Source organism: Kitasatospora sp. NPDC030952 (assembly GCF_055571335.1).
Window position 1 is genome coordinate 54,646 of sequence record NZ_JBVIFM010000027.1, and the last position, 26,939, is coordinate 81,584.

Here is a 26,939-nt window from a genome sequence, read left to right on the forward strand (position 1 = left end):
TGAACCCGTGAGGGGTCAATTTTGGCGGTTTGGTCGATAGGGCTGGACGGATGGTGTAGTTGTAGACACCAGGACAAGCCGTTCGTCCTATAACCGACTCGGCCCGTCTATGCCATTTCGGGCATCGCGGGCCAAGGTGCAGAATTTGAAGGATAGAACCGCCCTGGTTCGGTTCTCCCGAGGAGGCCGCTCATGACCGCTCGTACCCCTGATGCTGAACCGCTGCTGACGCCGGCGGAAGTTGCCACCATGTTCCGCGTTGACCCGAAGACGGTCACCCGCTGGGCCAAGGCGGGCAAGCTGACGTCGATCCGCACGCTCGGTGGTCACCGTCGTTACCGTGAGGCGGAGGTGCGCGCACTGCTGGCCGGGATTCCCGCTCAGCGCACTGAGGCCTGATAGGCCAAAGGCTCTTTCGAAGGGGCTGCTAACCGGACTCCGCCGGGTCCGGTCGGCAGCCCCTTTGTCATGCCTGTCGACGCTCGGAATGTTTAACTCCGGATAACGATTTGGTGCTCGTGGGGTGGGGGGGATTTACAGTGAATAGAAGTACAATTTTACATATTAAATTAGTGCCGTACGGAACGGGGCGTTTCGGGGGTGATTCCCGGAGGGTTCAGGTGACGACGGTCACACGGTCCGTCACTTGTGGTCCGGGCCTGGTCCGAGGTAGCGGACGGACGGTCAAAAGCGAGAGGCCCGGAACCTGACGGTTCCGGGCCTCTCGCACTGCGGCGATCCTGACGGGACTTGAACCCGCGACCTCCACCTTGACAGGGTGGCGAGCTAACCAACTGCTCCACAGGACCAGAGTGTTCTGATCTCGTTCACTCGCTTGCCGCGCTGCGAACAAGACAGACTCTAGCCCATGGTGGGCCCCCAGGTCGAACTGGCTCCTGAAGGCCCCCCGCGCACCCGCAGCTCAGGGCGCCGCGGGGGGCACGCCGGGGTCACAGGGACGCCCGGGCGGCCTCCATCGCCTTCATGATCCGCTTCTCCGAGACCGGGCTCGGCGTGCCCAGCCCCTGGGCGAAGAAGCTGACCCGCAGCTCCTCGATCATCCAGCGGATCGCCCGTACCTCCGCCGAGGGCTGCCGCCCGGCCGGCACCGCCGCCAGCAGCTCCCCGTACGCCTGCTGCACCTGCTGGACCTTCAGCAGCTGCTGGGCGTCCCGCTGGGGGTGGTTGGGCAGCGCCTCCAGTCGGCGGTCCACCGCCAGCAGGTAGCGCTTGAGGTCGGGCAGCCGCTGCCAGCCGGTGGCGGTCACGAAGCCCGGGTGCACCAGCGAGGCCAGGTGCAGCCGGACGTCGTTCACGGCGTTCAGCAGCACCGGGCTGCTCACCGCCTTCAGCCGGGTCGACGCCTTGTGGAAGGCGATCAGCGCGGTGGCCGTCTTCAGCGTGGTGTCCGCGGAGAGGTCGTAGAGGTCCGCCCGCACCTTGTCGTGCAGCTTGCCGAAGGCCGCCTCGTCCCAGGCCGGGCCGCCGGCCAGGGTCATCAGCCGGTCCGTCGCGGCGGCGACCACGTCCTCGAACAGGGCGGCGATCGAGCCGTGCGGGCTGTGCGAGAGCGCCAGCTTCGCCTGGTTGCCCAGCCGGCCCTGGATCGACTTGGCCGGGGAGGTGGTGGTCAGCATCAGCAGCCGGCGCGTCCCCTCCCACATCGCCCGCGCCTGGGCCTCCGGGGTGTCGAACAGCTTCACGCCCACCGAGGCGCCCTCGTCCACCAGGGCCGGGTAGGCGCGCAGCGAGTGGCCGCGGGAGCGCTGCTCGAAGGTGCGCTGGAGCACCGGCAGCCCGGCCGGCCAGGCGGTCAGCCCGCCCTGCTCGATGCCCTGGCCGGAGGCCGCCGAGGAGAGCGTCTCCTTCAGCTTGGGCTTGAGCTTCAGCCGCAGCTCCTCCAGGTCCTTGGACTCGGCCAGCCGGCGCTTGCCGTCCACCACCCGGAAGGTCACCTTGAGGTGCTCCGGCACCCGCTCGTCGTCCCAGGCCTCCGGCGGCACGGTGACGGCCGTCAGGCGCTTCAGGGCGTGCTCCAGGGCCGGCAGCAGTGGCTCCTGGCGGTCCTTCACCGCCCGCAGCGCCGCCTTGGCGAAGTCCGGGGCCGGCACGAAGTTGCGTCGGACCGCCTTGGGCAGCGACTTGATGTACGCGGTGACCAGCTCCTCCCGGAGCCCCGGGATCTGCCAGTCGAAGCCCTCCGCGGTGACCTGGTTGAGCACCGGCAGCGGGATGTGGACGGTCACGCCGTCCGCGTCGCTGCCCGGCTCGAACTGGTAGGTCAGCTTGAAGCGGAGCTTGCCCTGCTGCCAGTGGTCCGGGTAGTCGGCCTCGGTGACGCCGTCCGCGGCGTCGTTGATCAGCATCGACTTCTCGAAGTTCAGCAGGTCCGGCTGCTCGTGCCGGGCCTTCTTCCACCAGGAGTCGAAGTGCCGGGTGGAGACGATCTCCTCCGGCAGCCGGGCGTCGTAGAAGTCGAACAGGGTCTGGTCGTCCACCAGGATGTCCCGGCGGCGGGCCCGGTTCTCCAGCTCCTCGACCTCGCCGAGCAGCCTGCGGTTCTCGGCGAAGAACCTGTGGTGGGTCTCCCAGTCGCCCTCGACCAGCGCGTTGCGGATGAACAGCTCGCGGCAGAGCTCGGCGTCGATCTTCCCGTAGTTGACCTTGCGCTGGGCGACGATCGGCATCCCGTAGAGGGTCACCTTCTCGTACGCCAGCACGGCGCCGGCCTTCTTCTCCCAGTGCGGCTCGCTGTAGCTGCGCTTGATCAGGTGCCCGGCCAGCGGCTCGACCCACTCGGGCTCGATCTTCGCGTTGATCCGCGCCCACAGCCGGGAGGTCTCCACCAGCTCGGCCGACATCACCCAACGCGGCGGCTTCTTGAACAGGCCGGAGCCCGGGAACACCGCGAAGCGGGCGCCGCGGGCACCGCCGTACTCGCGCTTCTCCAAGTCGAACAGGCCGATGTGGGAGAGCAGTCCGGCCAGCAGCGACTGGTGGATCCGGTCCGCGTCCGGTTCTGCGTCCGGGTGCGGCTCTTCGATCGTGACGCCCAACTGCTTGGCCACGGTGCGCAGCTGGGTGTAGACGTCCTGCCACTCCCGTATCCGCAGGTAGTTGAGGAACTCGGACTTGCACATCCGGCGGAAGGCCGAGGAGGACAGCTCCTTCTGCTGCTCCCGGACGTAGCGCCACATCGCCAGGTAGGAGAGGAAGTCGGAGGTCTCCGAGGTGAACCGGCGGTGCCGCTCGTCGGCGGCCTGGCGCTTCTCGGCGGGGCGCTCGCGCGGGTCCTGGATGGACAGCGCGGCGGCGATCACCATGACGTCGCGCACGCAGCCGTTCTTGTCCGCCTCCAGCACCATCCGGGCCATCCGCGGGTCCACCGGGAGCTGGGCGAGCTTGCGGCCGAGCCCGGTCAGCCGCTTGCGCGGGTCCTTCTCCTCCGGGTCGAGCGCGCCCAGCTCGTGCAGCAGGTGCACGCCGTCCTTGATGTTGCGGGAGTCCGGCGGGTCCAGGAACGGGAAGGCGGCGATGTCGCCCAGGCCGGCCGCGGTCATCTGGAGGATCACCGAGGCCAGGTTGGTGCGCAGGATCTCGGCGTCGGTGAACTCCGGGCGGGAGAGGAAGTCCTCCTCCGAGTACAGCCGGATGCAGATGCCGTCCGAGGTGCGGCCGCAGCGGCCCTTGCGCTGGTTGGCGCTGGCCTGGCTGATCGCCTCGATCGGCAGCCGCTGCACCTTGGTGCGGTGGCTGTAGCGGGAGATCCGGGCGGTGCCCGGGTCGATCACGTACTTGATGCCGGGGACGGTCAGCGAGGTCTCGGCCACGTTGGTGGCCAGCACGATCCGGCGGCTGTTGGAGCGCTGGAACACCCGGTGCTGCTCGGCCGAGCTGAGCCGGGCGTACAGCGGCAGGATCTCGGTGCTCCGGAGCTTCAGCTTGGTGAGGGCGTCGGCGGTGTCGCGGATCTCGCGCTCGCCGGAGAGGAAGACCAGGATGTCGCCCGGGCCCTCGTCCTGCAGCTCCTGGGCGGCCTCGCAGATCGCCTGGATCTGGTCGCGGTCGCGGTCGTTCTCGTCCTGCTCGTCGTCGCCCTCGTCGACGACCGGGCGGTAGCGGACCTCCACCGGGTAGGTGCGGCCGGAGACCTCGATGACCGGGGCGTCGCCGAAGTGCCGGGCGAAGCGCTCCGGGTCGATGGTCGCGGAGGTGATCACGACCTTGAGGTCGGGGCGGCGGGGGAGCAGCTGCTTGAGGTAGCCGAGCAGGAAGTCGATGTTGAGGCTGCGCTCGTGCGCCTCGTCGATGATCAGGGTGTCGTACTGGCGCAGGTCCCGGTCGGTCTGGATCTCCGCCAGCAGGATGCCGTCCGTCATCAGCTTGACCAGGGTGTCCTGGCCGACCTGGTCGGTGAACCGGACCTTCCAGCCGACCGCCTCGCCGAGCGGGGTGTCCAGCTCCTCCGCGACGCGCTCCGCCACCGTACGGGCGGCGATCCGGCGCGGCTGGGTGTGGCCGACCAGACCGCGGACGCCGCGGCCCAGCTCCAGGCAGATCTTGGGGATCTGGGTGGTCTTGCCGGAACCGGTCTCACCGGCGACGATCACCACCTGGTGGTCCCGGATCGCCGCCAGGATGTCGTCCTTCTTCTGGCTGACCGGCAGCTCGGCGGGATACGTGATCTTCGGTACGGCGCCCCGGCGCTGCTCGACCAGCAGCTCGGCACGGTCGATGTCGGCGGCGATCTCGGCGGCGACCTTCTGCCGGGCCTCCGGCTTGCGGACCCTGCGGGCCCCCTCCAGCCGGCGCCCGATCCGCACCTCGTCGCGCAGGGTCAGCTCGGGAAGGCGGGCGGCCAGCTCACCGATTCCGGGACCCTCGGCGGGAACGGCGGCGGACTGGACTGCGGGAGAACTCACTGCGGGCATCCCTCTAGGTTCGCAAGGAGGCACGGTGGAGCGCACCTCGGTTTTCGAGCCCCTCCAGTGTCACAGCCGCCGGCGGCCGATCGCGAATGCCGGATCGCGGGGGTGGGGTCGCGGGCGCGGGGTCGCGGGCGTGAGGCCGCGGGCGTGGGGCCGCGGGCGTGGGGTCGCGGGCGTGGGGTCGCGGGGGTGGGGTCGCGGATGCCGAATCACGGAGGCCGGGCAACGGTCGGCGGGGGTTACGGACTCTGGAGGGGCGAGGAGGTGCTCATGGGAGCCCAGAAGGCCGCCCGGGACGATGAGTTCCGGGAGTTCACCGGCAGCGCGTGGTCACGGCTGCTGCGCACGGCGTACCTGCTCGCGGGGGACCGGCACGGCGCCGAGGACCTCGTCCAGCAGGCGCTGGAACGGGCCTACGTCCACTGGAACAAGGTCCGGGCGGCGGACGACCCGAACGCCTACGTGCGCCGCATCCTGATCAACGAGCACGCCCGGCGGTACCGGCGCCGACCCGCCGAGTACCTGGTCGAGGCCTTCCCCGACCGGCCCGCCCCGACCGGCCACGACCCGGACGACCGGGCCGTGCTGCTCACCGCGCTCGCCGCCCTGCCGCCGCGCCAGCGCGAGGCCGTCGTCCTGCGGTACTGGGAGGACCTCAGTGAGTCCCAGACCGCGGTGGCGATGAACTGCTCGGTCGGCACGGTGAAGAGCCAGGCCGCCAGGGGGCTGGCCAAGCTGCGCGAAGCCTCCTCACTCCACGGACTGACCAGCATCGGAGGCAACAGATGAGCACGGAGTCCATGCCCGGGAACGAGGACCTGGAGGCCGCCGAGGCCGCCGCGGTCGCCGTCTCGTGGGAACTGGGCGATTTGGCCGACAGCGTCGAGGCCGGGCCGGTGCCCTACGAGCGGCTGATCGCCGGCGGACGGCGGCGGCTGCGGCGCCGGCGGCTGCTGATCGCCGTGGCGGGCGCGGCGCTGGTGGTGGCGGTCGGCGGGGCGGGGACGGCGCTCGGCGGGCTCGGGCACGGAGTCGGCCCGGCGGCCTCCACGGTGTCCCTGACGGCGTCGGCCGTCCCGTCGGGCGTCGACGCTCCGACCGGGGCCGCGCGGGACCCGTTCAGCCCGATCCGGGTCAAGGTCGGCGAGGGCACCGCGGACGGCCACGCCCTGGAGGCCTGGGTCGCGCTGTGGCCGGCGGCCCCCACGGCGGAGGACGGGCTGAAGCAGGGCCGGATGATCTGGGAGGAGCGGCACGCCGCCGACCCGAGGCTGCCGCCGAGTGCGGTGCCGGGGGCCGGGCCGAGTGTGGTGCCGAGTGCCGGGCCGGGTGCGGTGCCGAGTTCCGGGCCGGGCTCCGGGCCGGGTGTGGTGCCGAGTGCGGTGCCGAGTTCCGGGCCGGGCGTTCCGACGGGCACTCCGACGCGCATTCCGATGGGCGGTGACGCGGTCTGGGACCCGCACAAGGACCGGGTCGACGTCTATCTGGTCGCGGACGGCAAGCGGCAGCCCGGCGACTTCGTGGAGTCGACCACCGCCTCGAACGGGACGGAGAAGGACGGCCCGGAGGCCGTCATCAACGGCGTGGTGCTCAACCGCGTGGTCGGGGCGGTGGGCATCCCGGAGATGGTGGTCGTCCGGGCCCGGCCCGAGGTCGCGAAGGTCGTGGTCGCCTGGAAGAACGGCGGCTCCGTCGAGGCGGTGCCGGTCGCGGTCGGGGACTCCCCGTCCCGTTGGTACGCCGTCGTCCGCCGACCGGGTTCCATGAACAACACCGCCACCTCCTACGCTGCGGACGGGTCGGTGCTGCGGACCCAGACCACCTGGTGGTGATCCGGCGGCGGCGGCCGTCGGGGTGGGGCGTCAGGGTGGCCGTCGGGATCAGGGGAGCAGCGCGGCCTCGTCGGCGTCCGGGAGCCAGTCCCGGGCCGGGTCGTACTCCAGCCATCGGCAGCGGGCCGCCTCGGCGGTGAACGCCCTTAGTAGGACGTCCAGTTGGCCGTCCCGGTCGGTGTCCCGGTCGGTCCGCCAGAGCAGCGACCAGGCGTACAGCGGGGTCGGGCCGACCAGCGGCACGGTGCGGATGCCCGGACGGCCGGGCAGCGGGCCGTCGGCGGGGACGAGCGAGAAGCAGCTCGGATCGGCGGCCACCTGGTCGAGGAAGTGCTCCAGGCCCAGATTGGTCGAACCGACCCGGTCGGCGACACCGAACCGGGCGGCGAAACGGGTCAGGAAGTCCAGGCGGTCCACCGCCGCCGGGTAGCGCAGCACACTGCCGCGCAGCTCGGCCGGCGTCAGGGCGTCGCGGCCCGCCAGCGGGTGGTCGACGCTCAGCAGGGCGTCCACCGGCTCCAGCCGGACCAGGCGGTGCGTCAGGCCCGCGTCGGTGCCGTCCGGGAGGGCGTGCACCCGGCCGAAACCCGCGTCCGACTCCCCGCGCAGCAGCGCCGCCGCGACCGACGGCAGGTCACGCCCGGGCACCGGCTCCACGTCCAGGCCCGGGGCGGCGTCCACCGCCTGGGCGAGGGTGCGCATCGGTGCGTACAGGTGGCCCCAGACGTCGATCCGCAACGGCCGCCCGGCCCCGCGGACGGCCGCCACCGCGAGGTCCCCCTGCGACAGCACCCGGCGGGCCGGCTCCAGGAACCGCGAACCCGCGCCGGTCAGGCCCACGCCCCGGGGGTCCCGCTCCAGCAGCCTCGCGCCGAGGGCCGCCTCGAGCCGGGCCACGCGCTTGGACAGGCCTTGCTGGCTGATGCCCAGGCGGGTGGCGGCGCGGCCGAAGTGCAGTTCTTCGGCGGTGACCACGAAGGCTCGTACCTGTCCCAGATCCAGATCCACGGGGGGCACCTTAGCGGGGGGTTCGGGCGGGGGTGGGGGCCGCTGCGCGGGGCTGTGGTTGGGGGGTGGGCTTTCGGGAGGGTGGGTGGTGCCGGGGGCGGTTCCGGGGGTGGGCGCTCCGGGGGCTGGGTGATTTTCGGACCGCCGACCCTCGTGGTGGGGGGTGCTCGCCGTGGGCGGTCTGAAAATCACCCGTCACGCCCCTCTCCGCACCCACCCCCTCCACCGCCCCCTTCTGCAGCGCGTCCCTCTCGCCTTGGTCGGGTGAGGGGGGAGGTGGGGAGGGGGAGGTGGTGGGCGCGCGGGGCGTTGCCCGCGCGCCCACCGTGCGGGGTGAGGGGGCGTTCGGAAGATCATCCGTCAGGGCCCCTCGCCCTCCTCTGCCACCCTCCACCGGCCACTTCCGCAGCTTGTGCCTCTCGCCGGGGCGGGGTGAGGGGCGGGCGACAGCTGGTGGTTGTCGGTGGGCCCGGTCGGTTGTTGGACCGGTTGGTGGTGGGGGCGGTGGGGTGGGGGCATGGCGAGTGGAGGGAGTGCGGGGATGAAGGCGCTGGTGGCGACGGGGGACGCGGTGGAGCCGGTGCGGTTCGCGGAGGTGGAGCAGCCGCGGCCGGGGCCGGGTGAGGTGCTGGTGAAGGTGGAGGCGTTCTCGGTGAACCGGGGGGAGACCTTTCAGCTGGAGGCGCCCAGGGCCGGGTGGCGGCCGGGGAAGGACGTTGCCGGGCTGGTGGTGCAGGCCGCTGCTGACGGGTCGGGGCCCGCGGTGTGTCGGCGGGTGGTCGCCCACCCGCCGGCGGGTGGGTGGGCGGAGTACGTGTGTGTGCCCGCCGCTTCGCTGGCCGAGCTGCCGGACAGCCTGGGCGCCGTGCGGGCCGCGGCGTTGCCGTTGGCCGGGCTGACCGCGCTGCGGTTGCTGCGCACGGTGGGGGCGGTGGCCGGGCGGCGGGTGCTGCTGACCGGGGCGTCCGGCGGGGTGGGGCACTACTTCACCGAGCTGGCCGCGGCGGCCGGGGCCGAGCTGACGGTGGTCACCGCCTCGCCGGAGCGCGGCCGTCGGCTGGCGGAGTTGGGGGCGGCCGAGGTGGTGCACGACCTCGGGGAGGTGCGCGGGCCGTACGACCTGGTGCTGGAGTCCACCGGGGGTGCGAACCTGCCGGTGGCGCTGGCCCGGCTGGCCCGCCGCGGCACCCTGGTCTGGTTCGGCCAGGCCTCCCGGACGCCCGTCACGCTGGACTTCTTCGACTTCTTCAAGGGCCCCGAGTCGGCCACCCTGCGGCACTTCCACTACGCGGACTCGGACGTCCCGTACGGCGAGGACCTGGCCACCCTGGTGCGCCTGGCGGCGGCCGGTCGGCTGACCCCGGAGATCGGCCGGGTCGCGCCCTGGGCGGAGGCCGCGACCGCCCTCACCGACCTGCGCGACCGCCGGATCCGCGGCAAAGCCGTGCTGACCGTCGCCTGAACTCTCTTCTTTGGAAAGGAACTCCTGCCGTGTCCTTCTTCGACACCCCCGGTCTGCTGCCCGCGTTCGTCGAGCTGGTCCGCCCGCGCGCCCACGGCGCCGGACTCGACCTCTACGAGTACGACCGGGCGACCGCCCCGCTGACCTCCCTGCTGGACTGGCCCGACGCCTTCGGCGCCGTCGGCCGGCGGTACCTCGCCGAGGCCGGGCGCGCGGCCGCCGAGGGCCGTACGGTCACCGCGGGCACCGGCTACCGCCGCGCCGCCCGCTGGTTCCACGCCGCCGGGCTGCTGCCGCACCCCGACCGGGCCGCCGCCGCCCGGCTCGCCGCCGAGGCCGACGACGCGATGCGGCGCTCGCTGGCGCTGCTGGAGCCGGACGCCCGGCGGGTCGAGGGCGAGGGCTTCGCGGGCTGGCTGCGCCGGCCGGCGGCGGACGGCGGTGCGGGCGCCCCGGTGGTGCTGGTGGTGCCGGGCATGGACTCGTCGAAGGAGGAGTTCCACCTGCTGACCGGGGCGCTGCTGGACCGGGGGGTCGCCGTGCTGGCGATGGACGGGCCGGGGCAGGGCGTCCTGGCGGCGGGGAGCGCGCCGGAGCCGGACTACCACCGGGTGGTGGGCCGGGCCCTGGACGCGCTGGCGGCCCACGAGGGCCTGGACCTCGCCCGCACCGCCGTGGTCGGTCTCAGCATGGGTGGTCACTACGCGGCGAAGGCCGCCGCCCACGAGCCGCGGCTACGGGCCGCGGTGACCGTCAGCGGCCCGTACCGGCTGGACTGGGACGCCCTGCCCCCGTTCGTCACCGAGACCCTGGTCCAGCGCTGCGGCGGCCCGGAGGCGGCCCGCGCCTTCGCCGACCGGCTCGACCTGACCGCCCTGGCCCCGACGATCACCCTCCCGCTGCTGGTGGTCGAGGGCGGCGAGGACCGCATCCCCGGCGTCACCAACGCCACCGTCCTCGCCGAGCACGCCCCGAACGCCGAACTGCTCCTCGTCCCCCACGGCAACCACCTGCTCGGCACCGCCCTCCCCGACTGGCTCCCCGCCACCGCCGACTGGCTCAGCGGCCAGCTGGCCTGACGGTTCGCGCAACTGCCCGGCCGGGTGGGCGAGTTCGGGGTACGCAGAAGGCCCCGGAGAGTGGACTCTCCGGGGCCTTCGCTGGTTGTGGCCAGGGCCGGGGTCGAACCGGCGACCTTCCGCTTTTCAGGCGGACGCTCGTACCAACTGAGCTACCTGGCCGTACTGCACCGTCTCTTGCGAGACGAGCGATCCCGACGGGACTTGAACCCGCGACCTCCACCTTGACAGGGTGGCGAGCTAACCAACTGCTCCACGGGACCTTATGGCGGCGAACCACCAAGGTCTTGCGGCACTGCATTTTACTACGGTACTGCGTGCCCCCAACGGGATTCGAACCCGTGCTACCGCCTTGAAAGGGCGGCGTCCTGGGCCACTAGACGATGAGGGCTTGTGGTCCGTTCGGCTGTTTCCAGCGTTCCCGGGGACGTCGAGAAGCATATGGGATGTGGGGCCGAACGCCAAAACGGGTTTGGGCCGGGCGGGGGTGGGGGCTCCGGCGGGGCGGTCAGGACCAGCCGAGCTCGTCCAGCTCGTGGTCGTCGAAGCCGAAGTGGTGGGCGACCTCGTGGATGACGGTGGTGCGGACCTCGTCGACCACCTGTTCGCGGGTCTCGCAGTGCCGCAGGGTGGGGCCGCGGTAGATCAGGATGCGGTCGGGCAGGACGCCGGCGTACCACTCGCCGCGTTCGGTGAGCGGGGTGCCCTCGTAGAGGCCGAGGAGTTCGGGGTCGCTCGGGTCGGGTTCGTCCTCGACGAAGACCGCGACGTTGTCCATCATGGCGGCGAGCTGCGGGGGGATCTGGTCCAGGGCGTCACTGACCAGCGTCTCGAACTCTTCCCGGGTCATCTCCACCGGATCATTGTCGGGTCTGGGGTGACGGTGTGCCAGGCGGCGGGCGCCGTTGTTTGATGGGCCTATGACGACCTCGGAGGGCGCGTTGGACGACACCGTGACGGCGGCTCCGGCGCCGCCCCGACCGTCGGTGCTGCGCGGGCAGGGGCCCGCGGTGGCGGTGGTCGCGGTGGGCGGGGCGATCGGGGCGGTGGCCCGGTACGCGGCCGGGCTCGGCTGGGGGACCGGGCCGTCGGCGTTCCCGTGGACGACGCTGCTGATCAACGTGGTCGGCTGCGCGGTGATCGGGGTGTTCCTGGTGGCGATCACCGAGGGGCGGCCCGCGCATCCGCTGCTGAGGCCGTTCCTCGGCACCGGGGTGCTGGGCGGGTTCACCACCTTCTCGACGTACGCGGTGGACGTCCGCCGGCTGCTGGAGGCCGGGCGGCTCGGCCCCGGGCTGGCGTACCTGGGGCTGACCCTGCTGGGCGCGCTGGGCGCGGTGTGGGCGGCCGCGGCGCTGACCCGGCGGCTGATCCACCGCGGGGGTGCCCGGTGAGCCGGCTGGGCGGGCCGGCGCTGCGGCTGACCGTCCTGGTGGGGGAGAGCGACACCTGGCACCACCGGCCGTTGTACAGCGAGGTCGTGCACCGGGCGCGGGCGGCCGGGCTGGCCGGGGCGAGCGTGTTCCGGGGGATCGAGGGGTTCGGCGCCTCGTCGCTGGTGCACACGGCGCGGCTGCTGTCGCTGAGCGAGGACCTGCCGGTGGCGGTGGTGATCGTGGACGAGGAGGAGCGGGTGCGGGCGTTCCTGCCGCAGCTGGAGGAGCTGGTCGCGGAGGGGCTGGTGCTGCTGGACCGCTGCGAGGTCGTCCACTACCGGGGCCGGGGTGCGGGGGAGGGCGAGCGGTGAACTGGCTGCTGGTGGTGGCGGGTGCCGTGGTCGGCGCGCCGCTGCGGTACCTGACCGACCGGGCGGTGCAGTCCCGGCACGACTCGGTGTTCCCGTGGGGCACCTTCACGGTCAATGTGGTCGGCTGCCTGGTGCTCGGGCTGCTGGCCGGTGCGGTGACGGCCGGGGCGGCCTCCTCGCACGTCCAACTGCTGGTCGGCACGGGCTTCTGCGGGGCGCTGACCACCTACTCGACCTTCTCGTACGAGACGCTGCGGCTGGCCGAGTCCGGTGCCGGGCGGTACGCGCTGGCGAACGCGGCCGGGAGCCTGGCGGCCGGGCTGACCGCGGTGTACGCGGGGGCGGAGCTGGCCTCGGCGCTCTGGGGCTGATCCCCCGCCCGCCGGGCCGGCGCGGGGCGCGGCCGAGAACTGCGCCACCGACCCGTGTCCCGGTGCGCCCGGCGCGCGTTGGGCACCGAAAGCGGCCGCGCGCCTGTGAGCGGCCCGGGTGGGGCGATGGAGAGGGAGCTCGGTGGCTTCGGTGCGTTCGGGAGCGGTGGTACGGGCGGCGGCGGTGCTGGCGGTGGCCGGGCTGGGGCTGACCGGATGCATGTCGGTCGGTCCGGCGGCGGAGGAGAAGCACGGCGGGGTGGCACCGGTCGGGCAGGCCGGTCCGGCGGGCCGGCCGGGGGCGACGGGCGGTCCCTCGGCCTCGGCGGGCGCCGGGCACCCGGGGGGCGCGTCGGGGCGCGCGGAGCACCAGGGGGGCCTGCAGGCCGAGAACGCGCCGGCCGGGGCCACGGCCAGCGCGCCGGGTGAGCTCGCGCCGGGCGCGAACGGCGCGGTGGCCGGTGTGGTCCCGGTGCCGGGGGCGGGTGCTTCCGAGGGCGCGCCGGGCGGCGCGAACGCCAGCCCCGCGCCGCACCCCGCCGGTTCCTCGGCCGGTGGCTCGGCGGGCACCGGCGGTACCGGCGAGGGCCGCTCCGGCGGCGGTACGGCGGGGAGTCCGTCGGCGCCGCCGAGCGGCCGCCCGTCCGGCTCCCCCGAGCCGGAGCACACCACGCCCGCCGCGACCGTCCCGCCGAATCCGGAGCCCTCCGCCGGCAGCTCCGGTTCCTCGGCCCCGAGCCCGCACGCGGGTGCGCATTAGGGGGCTGGCCAGGGCATTTGCCTCTGATCCCGAGGGTCGTCTATGGTGGTAGATCGTTCGTTTGATTCATTTGATTGGCGCCCTATTCCCATCTGGCGCCCTTGGCGCGTTCCGGCGATCCGTGGCTGACCGCATAGAGGCGGTTGTGAAACAGAACCCCGGACTTTGGCGCGTGCCACTTCCGGAAGGTTTTGCATGTCTCTCGTTGACGACGCCCGCTTCGCCATGCCCGCGAACGAGGCTGCCGCCGATGTCACCGACACCACCGACACCATCGAACTGACCACCGAGGCCGCGGAGATCGCGGCCGAGGTCACCGAGACCACCGACGCCGTCGAGACCGTCGAGGAGCCGGCGGAGGCCGCCGAGCCCACCATCACCTTCGGCGACCTGGGCCTGCACGACGACGTCGTGCGCGCCCTCGCCAAGCGCGGCGTCACCACCCCGTTCCCGATCCAGGCCGCGACCATCCCGGACGCCCTGGCCGGCAAGGACGTGCTGGGCCGTGGCCGCACCGGCTCCGGCAAGACCCTCAGCTTCGGCCTGCCGCTGCTGACCCGCCTCGCCGACGGCGAGCGCACCAAGCCCAAGCACCCGCGCGGCCTGATCCTGGTCCCGACCCGCGAGCTGGCCATGCAGGTCGCCGACGCCCTGGAGCCGTTCGGCTCGGTGCTCGGCCTCAAGCTGAAGGTCGTCTGCGGCGGCACCTCGATGTCGAACCAGATCTACGCGCTGGAGCGCGGCGTCGACGTCCTCGTCGCCACCCCCGGCCGCCTGCGCGACCTGCTGAACCGCGGCTCCGCCAAGCTCGCCGACGTCAAGACCGTCGTGCTCGACGAGGCCGACCAGATGGCCGACATGGGCTTCCTGCCCGAGGTCACCGAGATCCTCGACCAGGTGCCGGCCGGCGGCCAGCGCCTGCTGTTCTCCGCCACCCTGGAGAACGAGATCGACACCCTGGTCAAGCGCTACCTGAAGAACCCGGTCACCCACGAGGTCGACCCGTCGGCCGGCGCGGTCACCACCATGACCCACCACATCCTCGTGGTGAAGCCCAAGGACAAGGCGCCGATCACCAACGCGATCGCCGCCCGCAAGGGCCGCACGATCATCTTCGTCCGCACCCAGATGGGCGCCGACCGCGTCGCCGAGCAGCTCATCGAGGCCGGCGTGAAGGCCGACGCGCTGCACGGCGGCATGACCCAGGGCGCCCGTACCCGCGTCCTCGGCGACTTCAAGGACGGCTACGTCAACGTCGTCGTCGCCACCGACGTCGCCGCCCGCGGCATCCACGTCGACGGCATCGACCTGGTCCTCAACGTGGACCCGGCCGGCGACCACAAGGACTACCTGCACCGCTCCGGCCGCACCGCGCGGGCCGGCCGCTCCGGCGCCGTCGTCACCCTGGTGCTGCCGCACCAGCGTCGCGGTGTCTTCCGCCTGATGGAGGACGCGGGCGTCGACGCCAGCCGCCACATCCTGGACCACGCCTTCGACGCCGAGGTCGCCAAGATCACCGGCGCCCGCTCGCTCACCGAGGTCCAGGCCGAGAGCGCCGCCAACATCGCCGGTGCCGCCGAGCGCGAGCTCGCCGACATGACCCGCCAGCTGGAGCGCGCGCAGCGCCGCGCCACCGAGCTGCGCGAGGAGGCCGACCGCCTGGCCGCCCGTGCGGCGCGCGAGCGGGCCGACCTGGGCATCGAGGACGAGGCCCCGGCCGCGTCCGAGGAGGCCGGCGAGGCGACCGCCCAGGCCGACGCCCCGGCCGCTGTCGAGGCGCCCGCCGCCAAGGCCGAGGAGCGCATCCCGGCCTACCGCGAGGCGCGCAGCGAGCGTCCGGCCTTCAGCCGGGACCGCGACCGTGACGACCGCGGCGGCCGTTCCGGTGGCTTCAACCGTGACCGTGACGACCGCGGTGGCCGCTCGGGTGGCTTCAACCGTGACCGTGACGACCGTGGTGGCCGTTCCGGTGGCTTCGGTGACCGCGAGCGCTCGGGTGGCTTCAACCGTGACCGCGATGACCGTGGTGGCCGTTCCGGTGGCTTCGGTGACCGCGAGCGTTCCGGTGGCTTCAACCGTGACCGCGACGACCGCGGTGGCCGCTCGGGTGGCTTCGGCGACCGTCCGGCCCGCTCGTTCGGCGACCGCCCGTCCTTCGGCCGGGACCGTGACGAGCGCGGCGGCAGCAGCAGCCGTCCGTTCTCCCGCCGCGACGACCACCGCACCGCCGGCCGTCCGCAGGCCGACCGTGGTGGCTTCGGTGACCGCGAGCGTTCCGGTGGCTTCAACCGTGACCGCGGCGGCTTCAACGGCGGCGGCTTCAACCGCGACGACCGCAAGCCGCGCTGGAAGAACTGACGTCGTACGGCCGGTGATCGACCGCCGGCCGGCCGACTGAACGAACACCGTCGGTCCGCACCGCCGGACCACGAACGAAAGGCCCGCTCCGTCCCCCGGAGCGGGCCTTTCGCGTTCCCCCGTGTCCCCCGATCCCCCCGAACACCTCGCTGCTGCTCGCCCCCCGAGGTGTTGTTCTGGAGGTGAGAATAACCTGTGGCGCGCGATGAGGGTAGTCCCGTAGCGTCACGGACATGAGCAGCAGACTGCATGACGTGGCACGGGTGAACGAGGAGATCGCCGAGCGGGGCAGCTACCGGACGGCCGGGGGCGAAACCGTGCGGGTGGGGGAGCAGTTGGCGGCGGCGCGGGCCGGCACGGTGTCGTACGCGCCGGGCGGCCTGGAGGCGCTGCTGGCCGAAGGGGGCCGGGGAGCGCTGACCGGCCGGGTCGAGGTGACGGCCGAGGGGAGCATGGAGGCCGCCGGGCGGCTGGTCGCGGCCGGCGCCGGGCCGGTCGGGGTGCTGAACTTCGCCTCCGCGCGCAACCCCGGCGGCGGGTACCTGCGCGGCGCCCGCGCCCAGGAGGAGGACCTGTGCCGCAGCGCGCTGCTGTACAGCTGCCTGGTGGAGGCGCCGGACTACTACGAGGCGCACCGGGCCTCGGCGGACCTGCGGTACAGCCACCGGGTGATCGTCTCGCCCGCGGTGCCGGTGATCCGGGGCCGCCGGGGCGAGCTGCTGGCCCGGCCGTACCCGGTCACCTTCCTGACCTCTCCCGCCCCCAACGCCGGCCAGCTGGAACGGCGTTCGGCCGGTGCGGACGTCCGGGGCGTGCTCGCCGAGCGGGCCGTCCGGGTGCTCGCCGCGGCGGCCCGGCACGACGTCCGGGCCCTGGTGCTCGGCGCCTGGGGCTGCGGGGTGTTCCGCAACGACCCGGCCCAGGTCGCCGAGGCCTTCGAGGGCGCGCTGGCCCGGTACGGGGGCGCGTTCGAGCAAGTGGTGTTCGCGGTCTGGGACCGTTCACCGGTCTCGGCCAACCGGGCCGCCTTCGAGGCGCGGTTCGGCGCGGCGGTCGTCCCCTCCTGAACGGCGGGGGCGGGCCCGGGGCCTGTCCGGCGGTCCCTAGCGCTTGCGGGCGGACAGCACCGTGGCGGCGGTGGAGGCCGCCGCGACCACCCCGGTGACGGCGAAGACGGACGGCCAGGCGCCGATCCGCTTCGCCAGCGGGTGCGAACCGCCGAAGGCCGCCACGTACAGACCGGTCAGGGCCGCCGCGGCGGCCGGGCCCGAACTGCGGCGCCACTGCGCGGCCGCCCCGGCACCGGCCACCGCCAGCACCGCGCCGCCCAGTTCGCGCCGGCCGGTCCAGCGGGCGACACCGTAACCGCCGACCAGACCGCTCGCCGCGGTCAGCGCGGCGGGCGTGGCGGCCGCGAGTGCGTTCGGGACCTTCGCCATCGTCGACTCCACTCGTCTCCACGCGCAGGGGTTCGCGTTCCGGCTTCCGACCCTAACCCGGCGAACGGGGCGGGGATCCGGGGGGCCGTACCCGGGGCCGGTACCTGCAGCCCGTACCCGGGGCCGACTACCCGAAGGCCGAAACCGTCGACATCCCCGGCACCGTCCGGCCCAGCCGCTGCGCCGCCTCCGCCCGGTCCAGCACCCGCTCCAGCCGCAGGTCGCCCGGGAGCTCCTGGATGAACCGCCCGGCCGACCAACTGCGCTGGTACGGCAGCGGTTCCAGCACCAGGGTGCGCACGCCGTCCAGCACCGGGATGTCGCTGGGCGTGCCCTCGTTCCAGAGCCAGGAGCCGTCCGGCGCGACCAGGTTGAAGGCCCCGGTGGCGATCAGCCGGCGGCCCTCCAGCAACTCCGTCCGGGCCAGCGCCACCACCTCCGGGTCCTGCGGGGTGCCGGGCAGGTGGCCGCCGCCGATCAGCACGTCGGCGAGCAGGGTGTGCAGTTGGAAGGTGTCGCTCAGGCCGCTCATCCGCAGCAGGTACCCGGTGCCGGTGGGGCGGTCCAGGACCAGCAGCGGCTCGTCGTCGAGCACCAGCGCCAGGTGCGTCAGGCCCTTGAAGTCGTGCCGCTCGCCCTCGTACCGGTCGAACAGCTCCAGCAGCACTCCGGTGACGCCCGAGGCGCGGGCCTCGGCCCGGACCGGCGGGTGGGCGTACACCGCCCAGGCGGCCTGCTGCCACAGGTGCAGCGTCCACCAGGCGACCACGGCCAGGTGGGCGCGCCAGGTGTCGAGGTGCTCCGGGCTCTCGATCCGGGCGTGCGCCTCGGCCGGATCGTCCGCCTCCTGGTCCGGCAGCGGCCCGCCGCCGGTCCGCGCCCAGTGCTCGACCAGCCGCTGGGCGCCGGTCAGCGCCCCGCGCAGCCCGGCCAGCACCGGCCCCGCGCAGGCCACCGGATCGGCACCGGACTCCACGCAGGCGCCCACCACCATCGCCAGGTGCGCCCGTGGGAACGGCGGCGCGTCCGGCAGCAGCGCGGCCAGCCGAGGCCCGGCCGCCCGCCGCTCGGCCGGTTCGGCCGGGCCGAACAGCCCGCCGACCAGGCCCAGCGCGGGGCCGAAGCCCTCGTCGTCGCCGGCCGCGACCACCGCCTCCAGTTCGGCCACCGCTTCGAGGAGGGCGGGCTGCTGACGGTTCGGCGAGGTGTTCTGGGTGGACATCCGCCGCAGCATAGTTCGCCGGGGTGTGGTCCGTTGGGGCACGGTCGCCGGGGCACGGTCGCCGGGGCACGGTTCGCAGGAGTACGGGCGCCGCCGACCCCGCCGCCGCCATCACCACGCCGCAGGCCGTCGCGCTGACCGGCTCCGCGCCGGTCGCCGGCACGGTCCCGCCGGGCACCGGGGGTCGGCCCTGGTGCAGGTCGCCGCCGTGGTCGTGGTGCCGGCCGCGGTCTTCGGCCACGAGGCCCGCTGTCGGTCCCGGATGGGAGACTCCCAGCGTGACTGACGACGCGAGCAGGGCGATCACCGACGGCCGCTACCGGATCCGCAACGTCGGCAGCGGCCTGCTGCTGGAGGTCGCCGAGGCCTCCCGGCGCAGCGGCGCCCGGATCCGCCTGGGCGCGGACGACGGCACCGACGCCCAGCTCTGGCGGCTCACCGCCGTCCACCCCGGCGGCGCCCTCTTCCACATCGAGAACGCCGGCAGCGGCAAGCGCCTCGACGTCACCGGAGCCTCCCCGGAGGACGGCGTCCCGATCCAGCAGTGGTCCGCCAACGCCTTCGGCGCCCAGGAATGGCTGCTGGAGGCCCACGTCGACGCCCCGGGGACGTACACCGTCACCAGCTTCATCAGCGGCAAGCCGCTCACCGCGACGCAGGCCCCGGACGCGGGCGTCCAGCAGTGGGAGGACACCGACTCGCCCACCCAGTGGTGGCGCTTCGAGCGCTTCTAGATCCCGGCGATTCCCTAGGCCGAGAGGTTGGCCCGGAGGGCGGCCAGTTCGGCCTCGGTGACGCCGTGGGAGTGGAGGTAGGCGGGGACGGTGCCGTGGTGGGCGCGGATCCAGCCGAGGGAGGAGGCGATGAGTTCGGCGCTGATCGGGCGGGAGATCCGCTCGCTGCCGGTCTCGTCGATGTACGGGGTCGGGCCGTCGTCCAGGCCGAGGCCGGTGTTGGAGAGCAGGAAGTCGGCGGTGATGTCGGCGTCCGAGGCGCCCAGCAGGGACTGCAGGACGGCGACGGTGAGGCCGGTGCGGTCCTTGCCGACGGCGCAGTGCACGATCACCGAGAGCGCGTCCGGGGCGGCGAGCCGGCGGATCACCGCGGCGAGCGAGGGCCCGGCGGTCTCCGGCATGAAGGTGTAGAGCTCGGCCTGCCCCTCGGGCCAGGGCCGGTCGAGGTCGCCGCGGTTGGCGGGCAGGGTCGGCAGGTTGAGGGTCTCGTGGTCGAGGCCGTGCCGCTGGTCCGGCCAGACCTCCAGCTCGACCGGGCTGCGCAGGTCGATCACCGTGCGCAGGCCGAGGTCCTTGAGCTTCCGGGCGCCCTCCTCGGTGAGCGTGTGGAGGGAGCCGGAGCGGTACAGGACGCCCCGGCGCAGGGCGCCGATCCCGCCCGCGTCACGGAAGTTGCGCACACCGGGGATGTCGATGAAGGCAGCGGTCATGGCGTCCACCGTAGGGGTGCGGACGGACCGGGGGGAAGGAAACCGGAGGGGGCTGTTCGCTGAAGCCCCGCCCCCGGCAGGGCGGTTTCCAAGGGTTCTCGGGTTCTCGGTACTCGCCGGGGCCGGAGGCCTCAGCGCCCGCCGGAGACCTCCAGGAACGCCCCCGTGGTGTACGAGGCGGCCGGGGACAGCAGGAACAGCACCGCCTCGGCGACCTCCTCCGGCTCCCCGCCGCGCCGCATCGGCAGGTTCGGCGCGACCCGGTCGACCCGGCCCGGCTCGCCGCCGAGCGCGTGGATGCCGGTCCGGATCAGGCCCGGGCGGACGCAGTTGACCCGGATCCCCTCGGCCGCGACCTCCAGGGCGAGCCCGCGGGTCATCGAGTCCACCGCGCCCTTGGCGGCCGCGTAGTCGACGTACTCGTTCGGCGAGCCGATCCGGGAGGCGGCCGAGCCGACGTTGACGATCGCGCCGCCGCGCCCGCCGTGCCGGGTGGACATCCGGCGGACGGCCTGGGCCGCGCACAGGAACGGGCCGGTGATGTTGGCGGCCCAGATCCGGTTCAGCCGGTCCTCGTCGATCTCCTCCAGCCGGCACTGCCGCTCCAGCGTGCCCGCGTTGTTCACCAGCCCGGTGAGCGGCCCGAGTTCGGCGTCCACGGTGGCGAACAGCCGCTCCACCTCGGCGCTGCGGCTGACGTCCGCCCGGACGGCGATCGCGGTGCCGCCGTCGGCCCGGACGGCGTCCACGACGGCGGTGGCCGAGGCTTCGTCCGTACGGTAGTTGACGCAGACCCGGTGGCCGCGGCGGGCGGCCAGCAGGGCGGTGGCGGCGCCGATGCCGCGGCCGGCGCCGGTGACGATCAGGACTTCGTCGGTGCTGGGGGTCGACATGCCGAGTACGTTATCCGGCCCGCTGTCCGGACCGCTGCCCCTGCGCGGCGGCCCGGCGCAGCGCGGCGACCTTCGGTGCGCGGCTCTTCGGCGAGTCGAGGCTGAAGCCGCGGGCGTCGCCCAGTTCGTCCCGGACGAACGCCTCGGTGCGGGCCACCGCCGCGCGCAGCGCGTCGTCCGGCGGGACGAAGGACTGGTGGACGATCTCGGCCCGTTCGGTGTCGTACTCCCACAGGCCGACGATCCGGCCGCGGTCCAGCACCAGGTGGGTCTGCGGGTCGGCCTCGCTTCCGAAGGTGCGCCCGGCCCGGCCGGCCGGCAGCGGGCGGGCGGCGTCGGCCGGGTCGAGCAGCCGGGGCAGGTCGCGGTGCAGCAGGTGGATGCCGTCGATGCCGGCCAGCAGGGTGTAGTGCGGCTCGGCCGGTGCCTCGAACTCGGCGAACTCGTCGGCGAGTTCGGGCGGCAGTAGGAGGTCCGAGCCGGGGGCGAGCGGGGCGGCGCCGAGCTCGGTGACGGCCCGGCGGGCGGTGGCCGCGGAGAAGCCGGAGAACCAGCGGAAGTGCCCGAGGGTGGCCGGACCGGCCCAGGAGAAGTAGCGTCGGGCGAGGTCGACGGCGTCCCCCGCGACCGGCTGGTCCCAGCCGACGTAGCCGTAACGCTGTTGGTCCAGGCGGCCGTTGACCGGCACCCGGCGGATCCGGCCGCGCGACTGGAGCAGCCCGAGGGCGAGCGGCAGGGTGGTCGACAGGCCGCGCTTCTTGCCGGCCTCGCCGAGCGACCGGACGGCGTCGCCGACCGACTCCCGGATGGTGGTCGGGTCCAGCGGCCCGCCGCCGGACAGCGCCCGCTCGATGGCCAGGCAGAGCTGCTCCACCTCGTCCCGGCCGACCCCCAGGTGCTTCGCCGCGGCGGCCAGTTCACCCTCCGGGGCGGCCGCGCCCGCCGCCAGGCCGAGCGCGAAGTCGGCGGCGGGCAGCACGTAGGTGCAGCCGCGCGCGGACGGCAGCTCGTGCACCTCCAGCCCCGCCACCGCCGCGTCCACCGCAGCCCGCCCCAGCCCGGCCCGGGCGAACAGGCCCAGGTACGGGGCCGCGCCGCCGACCGAGCGGGCCCAGCCGGTGGCGGCCAGCACCTCGGCGGCGGACGCCCCGGGGTGCGGGAGGTCCAGCCACTGCCGGTGCGACCACCAGGCCCGCAGCTTCTCGGTGTCGATCCCGTGGCTGTGCTCCATGCGCCCAGTATCGGCGCCCGGGCGGGCCCCGGACCGGAAATCGCTCGCCCGGCGCGGCCCGCTCCGGAGATGATGCGGTACCCACCGCGGTCCCGCCGCCACTGGTGATCGAGAGGAGAACGCATGCCCGCCGCACCCGGCACCGTGCTGCTCTCCGGCATCGTCGGCTCCACCGCCTACGGCTTCGCCCACGCCGGCTCCGACCTCGACCGGCTGGGCCTGTTCGCCGTCCCCACCGAGGAATTGCACGGCCTGCACCGCCCGGCCGAGTCGCACGTCACCACCGGGCCGGACGTCACCCTGCACGAGGCCGCCAAGTGGTGCCGGCTGGCGCTGTCCTGCAACCCGACCGCCTCCGAACTGGTCTGGCTGCCCGAGGACCTGTACGAGACCACCACCCCGCTCGGTCGCGAACTGGTCGGGATCCGGTCGAGCTTCCTCAGCGCGCCGGCCGTCCGCAAGGCCTATCTCGGTTACGCGGAGCAGCAGTTCCGCAAACTGCTGACCCGCGACACCAGCGAGCCGGCCACCCGCCGCCGGGCCGCCAAGCACGCCCGGCACCTCGTCCGGCTGGTCGAGCAGGCCGTCCGGCTGCACCGCACCGGCCGCAACCTGATCCGGCTGCCCGACCCGGAGCGCGTCCGCGACCTCGGCGAACGCATCGCCGACCGCCCCGCGACCGCCGAACGCCTGCTCGCCGACGCCGCCGACCGGCTCGCCCGCCCCGGCGTCCTGCCCGACACCCCCGACCCCCGCCCCGCCGAGGCCTGGCTCCGCCGCGTCCGCGCCGCCCACTACAGCCCGCCGCAAGCCCCACCCCCCGCCCCCGGCGCGCCCACCCAATCCACTGGCGGAGCCCTGGGGCCCACCGGGTAGGATCACCGTGGCCCTCCCCACCCGGGACCACCCGGCACGGAGGGCCGCGGGCCGCTAGCTCAATTGGCAGAGCTGCGGACTTTTAATCCGTAGGTTCAGGGTTCGAGCCCCTGGCGGCCCACACGAACGATCCGTTCAGGACCAGGGCGTTCTCCCCGTCGGGGAGGGCGCCCTTCGTCGTGTCCGGGGGGCGGCGGAGGTGAGTGACAAGGGCTCAACTATCTTGGTGTCATGGGACCTTTGCAGCCTGATCTTGCAGAACTCGTGGTCGGACTCGTCTGCTTCTTCCTGATCTTCGGGATCCTCGGGGTGGTGGTGCTGCCGCGGATCGAGAAGCTGTTGGCGGAACGCCGGGACGCCACCGAGGGGGGTGTCGAGCGGGCCGAGGCGGTGCGGGCGGAGGCCCTGCGGGTGTACGAGGAGTTCCAGACGGAGCTCACCGCGGCGCGGCACGAGGCGGCGGAGATCCGGCAGACGGCCACCGAGGAGGGGGCGGCGCTGATCGCGCGGCTGCGGGCCGAGGGGCAGCGGCTGCGGGACGGGATGCTCGCGGAGGCGCAGGTGCAGCTGGCGGCGGACCGGGTGCTGGCCGAGGCCGCGCTGCGGGAGGACGTGGTCCGGCTGGCCGGCGAGCTGGCGGGCCGGGTGATCGGCGAGCCGGTCGCCGAGCTGCCGCGCACCCGTGCGATCGCCGACGAGTTCTTCGCCGCGTACGACGCCAAGGCGGGCGCCGACGCCTGACCCCCTGCTCGTACCTCCCCTGGGAACGCTTCGACGGCCCGGGTCCCGGTCGGTGGTCCAGCCACCGGCCGGGACCCGGGCCGTTCTGTACCCGGACACCGGTGATCACGGCCCCGGTCGGCGGACCGGTGGTGAAGGTCCGCTCGTACTCGCTGGTCGGCGGCGTCGGGGTCCGGCGGGCCGGCTGGCCTCGGAGGGTCACGGCCGGGCCGGGGTCCGGGTGGCCGCAGACGCCGCTGAGTCCGCCGGTGGCCCCGAACCAGGCGAGCGCGCGGCTCGTCAAACTGTCGTGCCGAGAACGGCTCGCCCCCTGCGGGCAGAGGACGAGCCGCTTCGCGCGGGGGCGAGCCCCGCCGGGGTGGCTACTCCTGCAGGAAGGTCTCGGAGAAGCTGGTGCCGCTGGAGCCGAGCCCGCCGGTGGTGGCCTCGTAGGCGCCGTTGGAGCTGGGGTCCAGGGCGACCGGGTTGGTGGAGCCGAGCGACTTGCCGTTGACCGTGGCCGAGGTGAAGTTGAGCGTCCCGAAGTCGGGGTAGGCGCCGGTCGGCGACTCGATGATCACCTCGGCGCTGGTCCGCTGCGCGGAGGTGGACTTGGTCGTGGTGTACGTCCAGCCCCGCGTGGAGTCGGTCAGCTTGAGGGTGTACCGGCTGCTGCCCGCGTAGGTCACCGAGGCGGAGATGTGGTCCCCGGCCGACACCGGGTACGAGCTGAGGCTCAGGTAGACGGGGGCCGCCGGGTACATCTCGTACCAGGCCTGGTTCACCGGGCTGCCGCTGGAGCAGTCGGTCGCCACCCCGGTCTGCTCCACGCTCGACGAGCCGTAGCCGTCGATGCCGACCCAGGGGGCGTACAGGTCGTTGGTGGAGTTGCAGACCGCGTTCGGCTCGGTCCAGGACGCCGCGACCGAGCTGAAGCCGCTGCCCGTGGCGGCGTAGCCACCCCAGTTGTAGCCGTTGGTGTTGTACTGCAGGGGGCGGAAGGACAGTCCCTGTGCGGCCGCCGCGGTGGTCGGCGCGGCGGGGACGGCCAGTGTCGTGGCCGCTGCCGCGAGAGTGGCGACGCGTATCAGGAATCTGCGCATGCTGGCTCCTTCGTGAGGGGACGAACAGGAGGTCCACGCGCCAACCCGAGCCGTGGGGGCGGACGTTGGCGGGTGGCAGTACAGAATGACCGGGCTGTCATGAGCGGGGCAAGAGGGGTAGGGGGAAGGTTGGCGAAGGCATTGCCCTGTCAGGTGGGGGACTTGACTGCACCGGCAGGTGCAATCGCAGCCAAATCGTCTGTAGGGACGGCAAATTGACGTCGAACCGGTTCGGCCGCATCCGCTCCGGTGTTTCCCTGGGAGACCCACGCGGCGATCGCGGCCGGGTACGGCGGAGTGCTGAGGACGCGGGCGGGCGGCTCGCGTCCCGCCGCGGGGTGATGGCCGCCGGCACGCAGGAGCCGGGTCGGGCCGACGAGACGGTCGTCACCTTCGGGGTGCCACCCCTCGCCGCCGGCGCCCTGGGCGGGCCGGTCACCGCCTGTCCGAATCAGGCGTTTTCAGCCGGTCTGTAGCGAGATGTCCCCGGTGCCGATGAGGTCGTTGGTGTACCGGAGGTCAGTGATCACCTTTGGTCTCAATATGATCGGAAGCCACGATGGTCATTCTGTACTGACCTTCGTACGTACAACCAGGGAGCGGTTGGGGCCGTCTTCCTCTGTGCGGTGCGCCAGATCGTCCGGGGCGTCGCTTCCGTCGGTGAAAGGTACGCGCATGGCAGGTCGCAGGGGCGAGAGCCCGGCTCAGGGCGAGGGCGCGCCCGAGGCAGTCCCGGCGGAAGGGGCGGCGGGCGGCGTGCCCGCCCCGCGCTCCGGAGGCCGGGCCGAGGCCCGCCGTGCCGCCCAGTCCAAGGGCGGGAGCCGGGGCGAGGGCGGGAACCGGGGCGACGGCGGATCCGGCGCCCCCGGCACCCCCGGCACCCCCGGCGCCTCAGGCGGACGGGCGGCGGCGCGGCGCGGCGCCAAGCCCAAGAAGAACGTGAAGAAGATCGTCGCCTGGTCGGCGGCCGGCGTGCTGGTGCTGATCGCGGGCACCGGCGGCGCGATCTACTACAAGCTGAACGCCAACATCAAGTCCTTCGACGCCGACGCGATAGCCACCGACCGCCCGCCCGAGGCCAAGGCCGACGCGGACGGCAACAAGCCGGTCAACGTGCTGCTGATCGGCTCCGACAGCCGGGGCGGCAACAACTCCGACCTCGGCGGCGGCGAGGACGGCGGCGCCCGCTCGGACACCACGATCCTGTTGCACGTCTACGCCGACCACAAGCACGCCGTCGGCATCTCGATCCCGCGCAACACGATCGTGCCGATCCCGTCCTGCAAGCTGCCCAACGGCAAGTGGACCAAGGGCGGCAACGACCTGTTCAACGCCGCCTTCTCGGTCGGCGGCAGCGACGGCGGCAACCCGGCCTGCACCCAGAACACGGTGGAGAAGGTCACCGGCATCCGGGTCGACCACACCATCGTGGTCGACTTCAACGGCTTCTCCTCGATGACCAAGGCCGTCAACGGCGTGGACATCTGCCTGCCGAAGCCGATCTACGAGGGCGACATCAACCCCAACCTGCACAAGAAGGGCAACCTCGTCCTCCCGCAGGGCAAGCAGACCGTCGAAGGCCAGCAGGCGCTGGACTACGTACGGCTGCGGCACGGCATCGGCGACGGCTCCGACATCGGCCGGATGAAGCGCCAGCAGGCGTTCATGAGCTCGCTCGCCACCAAGATGAAGAAGGACGGGCTGAGCCCCACCAACCTGCTGCCGCTGGCCGACGCGGCGACCAAGTCGCTGACCGTCGACCCGGGACTGGACTCCGCGGACAAGCTGCTCTCCTTCGGCCTGTCGCTGAAGAACATCGACATGCACGACCTCAAGTTCGTGACGGCGCCCTGGCGTTACCGCACCCAGGACGCCAACATCGACCTCGTCCAGCCGGACGCCAACAAGCTCTGGGACGCCCTCAAGGCCGACCAGACCCTCGACGGCCAGAACGCCACCGGCCAGCAGCCGGACGCCACCGCCAGCCCGAGCGCCGGCGGGCAGCAGGCCGCGCCCAGCACGACCGCCGCGGCGGCCGCGGACGCCTCCAACGCCTCGATCAAGGTCGCCGTCTACAACGGCACCCTCGCCAACGGCCTGGCCGGCAAGGGGACCGAGCTGCTCAAGGGCGCCAAGTTCTCGGCCAGCACGGCGGGCCAGGCGGCGAGCACCAAGTACAAGACCACCACCATCGAGTACAGCTCCAGCCAGAAGGCGAACGCCGAGAAGGTCGCCGCGCTGTTCCCGGGCGCCAGCCTGGAACCCGGCAGCTCGCGCGGCATCTCGGTGATCGTCGGCCAGGACTTCGCCGCGGCCAACGGCATGGGGGCCGGTGCGCCCGCCGCGGGCTCCACCCCCGGCGCCCAGACGCCCGCGCAGCCGCTGCCCACCACCGTCACCAACGACGCCCGCTCGGCGGACGACGACATCTGCGCGAACACCACCTACGGCAGCGGCGGCTGACCG

Annotated in this window: 24 protein-coding genes and 5 tRNA genes; 16 read left to right on the forward strand and 13 right to left on the reverse strand. The window is 73.5% G+C overall.

Translation table 11 applies throughout. The features are described 5' to 3' along the window. The first annotated feature begins 192 nt into the window (after positions 1-192). Positions 193-399 (forward strand): developmental transcriptional regulator BldC, encoded by a 207-nt coding sequence (bldC, locus tag ACZ47G_RS33515; protein ID WP_014137253.1) that lies wholly within the window; start codon positions 193-195, stop codon positions 397-399. Between the two features lie 336 nt (positions 400-735). Here bldC and ACZ47G_RS33520 read toward each other — a convergent pair. Together ACZ47G_RS33520 and hrpA are read right to left on the reverse strand one after the other, a co-directional pair. After that, positions 736-809: transfer RNA gene (locus ACZ47G_RS33520), tRNA-Asp, on the reverse strand. A gap of 141 nt (positions 810-950) precedes the next feature. Further along, positions 951-4,931: an ATP-dependent RNA helicase HrpA gene (hrpA, locus tag ACZ47G_RS33525; RefSeq protein ID WP_465749258.1), complete on the reverse strand. Its 3,981-nt coding sequence runs from the start codon at positions 4,929-4,931 to the stop codon at positions 951-953. 267 nt (positions 4,932-5,198) lie between these two features. Between hrpA and ACZ47G_RS33530 the strand changes: the two genes are divergently transcribed. After that, positions 5,199-5,717: a SigE family RNA polymerase sigma factor gene (locus ACZ47G_RS33530; protein ID WP_465749260.1), complete on the forward strand. Its 519-nt coding sequence runs from the start codon at positions 5,199-5,201 to the stop codon at positions 5,715-5,717. Then, complete coding sequence (locus tag ACZ47G_RS33535; RefSeq protein ID WP_465749262.1) at positions 5,714-6,760, forward strand: hypothetical protein; 1,047 nt, start codon at positions 5,714-5,716, stop codon at positions 6,758-6,760. The genes ACZ47G_RS33530 and ACZ47G_RS33535 overlap by 4 nt, the downstream gene beginning before the upstream one ends. Positions 6,761-6,808: 48 nt before the next feature. Here ACZ47G_RS33535 and ACZ47G_RS33540 read toward each other — a convergent pair whose 3' ends face one another. Then, on the reverse strand, positions 6,809-7,768 hold the full coding sequence (locus ACZ47G_RS33540) for a LysR family transcriptional regulator (protein ID WP_465749264.1): 960 nt from the start codon (positions 7,766-7,768) through the stop codon (positions 6,809-6,811). Between the two features lie 541 nt (positions 7,769-8,309). On the opposite strand from ACZ47G_RS33540, the gene ACZ47G_RS33545 reads away from it, so the two are divergent. Beyond that, a complete protein-coding gene (locus tag ACZ47G_RS33545) occupies positions 8,310-9,230 on the forward strand; it encodes a zinc-binding dehydrogenase (RefSeq protein WP_465749266.1) in 921 nt (306 codons plus the stop codon). A gap of 29 nt (positions 9,231-9,259) precedes the next feature. Continuing rightward, positions 9,260-10,309: an alpha/beta hydrolase family protein gene (locus tag ACZ47G_RS33550; RefSeq protein ID WP_465749268.1), complete on the forward strand. Its 1,050-nt coding sequence runs from the start codon at positions 9,260-9,262 to the stop codon at positions 10,307-10,309. 88 nt (positions 10,310-10,397) lie between these two features. Here ACZ47G_RS33550 and ACZ47G_RS33555 read toward each other — a convergent pair. From ACZ47G_RS33555 to ACZ47G_RS33570, 4 genes are all read right to left on the reverse strand, one after another. Further along, a tRNA-Phe gene (locus tag ACZ47G_RS33555) sits at positions 10,398-10,471 on the reverse strand. Positions 10,472-10,498: 27 nt separating this feature from the next. Continuing rightward, positions 10,499-10,572 (reverse strand) — tRNA-Asp (locus tag ACZ47G_RS33560). A gap of 55 nt (positions 10,573-10,627) precedes the next feature. After that, positions 10,628-10,700: transfer RNA gene (locus ACZ47G_RS33565), tRNA-Glu, on the reverse strand. 117 nt (positions 10,701-10,817) lie between these two features. Then, positions 10,818-11,159, reverse strand: a complete 342-nt coding sequence (locus tag ACZ47G_RS33570) for a metallopeptidase family protein (RefSeq protein ID WP_380460707.1) — start codon at positions 11,157-11,159, stop codon at positions 10,818-10,820. Positions 11,160-11,229: 70 nt separating this feature from the next. Here ACZ47G_RS33570 and crcB (ACZ47G_RS33575) point away from each other — a divergent pair, with 70 nt between their 5' ends. The 6 genes from crcB (ACZ47G_RS33575) (at position 11,230) to ACZ47G_RS33600 (ending at position 16,612) form a co-directional block, all read left to right on the forward strand. Beyond that, positions 11,230-11,703, forward strand: coding sequence for a fluoride efflux transporter CrcB (gene crcB / locus ACZ47G_RS33575; RefSeq protein ID WP_465749270.1), 474 nt, complete (start codon positions 11,230-11,232; stop codon positions 11,701-11,703). After that, the gene (locus tag ACZ47G_RS33580; protein ID WP_380460641.1) at positions 11,700-12,056 is read left to right on the forward strand and encodes a DUF190 domain-containing protein; all 357 of its coding nucleotides are present in this window, start codon (positions 11,700-11,702) and stop codon (positions 12,054-12,056) included. The genes crcB (ACZ47G_RS33575) and ACZ47G_RS33580 overlap by 4 nt, the downstream gene beginning before the upstream one ends. Next, positions 12,053-12,427, forward strand: coding sequence for a fluoride efflux transporter CrcB (crcB, locus tag ACZ47G_RS33585; RefSeq protein WP_465749272.1), 375 nt, complete (start codon positions 12,053-12,055; stop codon positions 12,425-12,427). Before ACZ47G_RS33580 ends, crcB (ACZ47G_RS33585) begins: the two co-directional genes overlap by 4 nt. 142 nt (positions 12,428-12,569) lie before the next feature. Next, on the forward strand, positions 12,570-13,187 hold the full coding sequence (locus ACZ47G_RS33590; RefSeq protein WP_465749274.1) for a hypothetical protein: 618 nt from the start codon (positions 12,570-12,572) through the stop codon (positions 13,185-13,187). Between the two features lie 195 nt (positions 13,188-13,382). Then, complete coding sequence (locus tag ACZ47G_RS33595) at positions 13,383-15,545, forward strand: DEAD/DEAH box helicase (RefSeq protein WP_465749276.1); 2,163 nt, start codon at positions 13,383-13,385, stop codon at positions 15,543-15,545. Positions 15,546-15,778: 233 nt separating this feature from the next. Beyond that, positions 15,779-16,612, forward strand: coding sequence for a TIGR02452 family protein (locus ACZ47G_RS33600; RefSeq protein WP_465749278.1), 834 nt, complete (start codon positions 15,779-15,781; stop codon positions 16,610-16,612). Positions 16,613-16,648: 36 nt separating this feature from the next. Here ACZ47G_RS33600 and ACZ47G_RS33605 read toward each other — a convergent pair whose 3' ends face one another. Then, the gene (locus ACZ47G_RS33605; RefSeq protein WP_465749280.1) at positions 16,649-16,984 is read right to left on the reverse strand and encodes a hypothetical protein; all 336 of its coding nucleotides are present in this window, start codon (positions 16,982-16,984) and stop codon (positions 16,649-16,651) included. A 127-nt stretch (positions 16,985-17,111) separates the two neighbouring features. Beyond that, the gene (locus tag ACZ47G_RS33610) at positions 17,112-18,206 is read right to left on the reverse strand and encodes a hypothetical protein (protein WP_465749282.1); all 1,095 of its coding nucleotides are present in this window, start codon (positions 18,204-18,206) and stop codon (positions 17,112-17,114) included. Between the two features lie 278 nt (positions 18,207-18,484). Between ACZ47G_RS33610 and ACZ47G_RS33615 the strand changes: the two genes are divergently transcribed. Further along, positions 18,485-18,940, forward strand: a complete 456-nt coding sequence (locus ACZ47G_RS33615; RefSeq protein WP_465749284.1) for an RICIN domain-containing protein — start codon at positions 18,485-18,487, stop codon at positions 18,938-18,940. A gap of 14 nt (positions 18,941-18,954) precedes the next feature. Here the strand turns inward: ACZ47G_RS33615 and ACZ47G_RS33620 are convergent, their stop codons facing one another. The 3 genes from ACZ47G_RS33620 to ACZ47G_RS33630 form a co-directional block, all read right to left on the reverse strand. After that, positions 18,955-19,650 (reverse strand): tyrosine-protein phosphatase, encoded by a 696-nt coding sequence (locus tag ACZ47G_RS33620; RefSeq protein ID WP_465749286.1) that lies wholly within the window; start codon positions 19,648-19,650, stop codon positions 18,955-18,957. A 131-nt stretch (positions 19,651-19,781) separates the two neighbouring features. Beyond that, positions 19,782-20,543 carry an SDR family oxidoreductase gene (locus ACZ47G_RS33625; RefSeq protein WP_465749288.1) on the reverse strand — a complete coding sequence of 254 codons (762 nt, stop codon included), beginning with the start codon at positions 20,541-20,543 and terminating at the stop codon, positions 19,782-19,784. 10 nt (positions 20,544-20,553) lie between these two features. Further along, the gene (locus ACZ47G_RS33630) at positions 20,554-21,774 is read right to left on the reverse strand and encodes a DNA glycosylase AlkZ-like family protein (RefSeq protein ID WP_465749290.1); all 1,221 of its coding nucleotides are present in this window, start codon (positions 21,772-21,774) and stop codon (positions 20,554-20,556) included. 123 nt (positions 21,775-21,897) lie between these two features. On the opposite strand from ACZ47G_RS33630, the gene ACZ47G_RS33635 reads away from it, so the two are divergent. The 3 genes from ACZ47G_RS33635 to ACZ47G_RS33645 all read left to right on the forward strand — a co-directional run bounded on the left by ACZ47G_RS33635 (position 21,898) and on the right by ACZ47G_RS33645 (position 23,391). Continuing rightward, the gene (locus ACZ47G_RS33635) at positions 21,898-22,650 is read left to right on the forward strand and encodes a nucleotidyltransferase domain-containing protein (protein ID WP_465749292.1); all 753 of its coding nucleotides are present in this window, start codon (positions 21,898-21,900) and stop codon (positions 22,648-22,650) included. Between the two features lie 48 nt (positions 22,651-22,698). Beyond that, positions 22,699-22,771: transfer RNA gene (locus tag ACZ47G_RS33640), tRNA-Lys, on the forward strand. Positions 22,772-22,881: 110 nt separating this feature from the next. Next, a complete protein-coding gene (locus ACZ47G_RS33645; RefSeq protein WP_465749294.1) occupies positions 22,882-23,391 on the forward strand; it encodes a F0F1 ATP synthase subunit B family protein in 510 nt (169 codons plus the stop codon). A 362-nt stretch (positions 23,392-23,753) separates the two neighbouring features. Here the strand turns inward: ACZ47G_RS33645 and ACZ47G_RS33650 are convergent, their stop codons facing one another. Next, entirely contained in the window at positions 23,754-24,473 is a 720-nt protein-coding gene (locus ACZ47G_RS33650; RefSeq protein WP_465749296.1) for a G1 family glutamic endopeptidase, read from the reverse strand. A gap of 675 nt (positions 24,474-25,148) precedes the next feature. Here ACZ47G_RS33650 and ACZ47G_RS33655 point away from each other — a divergent pair. Beyond that, the gene (locus tag ACZ47G_RS33655) at positions 25,149-26,936 is read left to right on the forward strand and encodes an LCP family protein (protein ID WP_465749298.1); all 1,788 of its coding nucleotides are present in this window, start codon (positions 25,149-25,151) and stop codon (positions 26,934-26,936) included. The last annotated feature ends 3 nt before the right edge of the window (positions 26,937-26,939 follow it).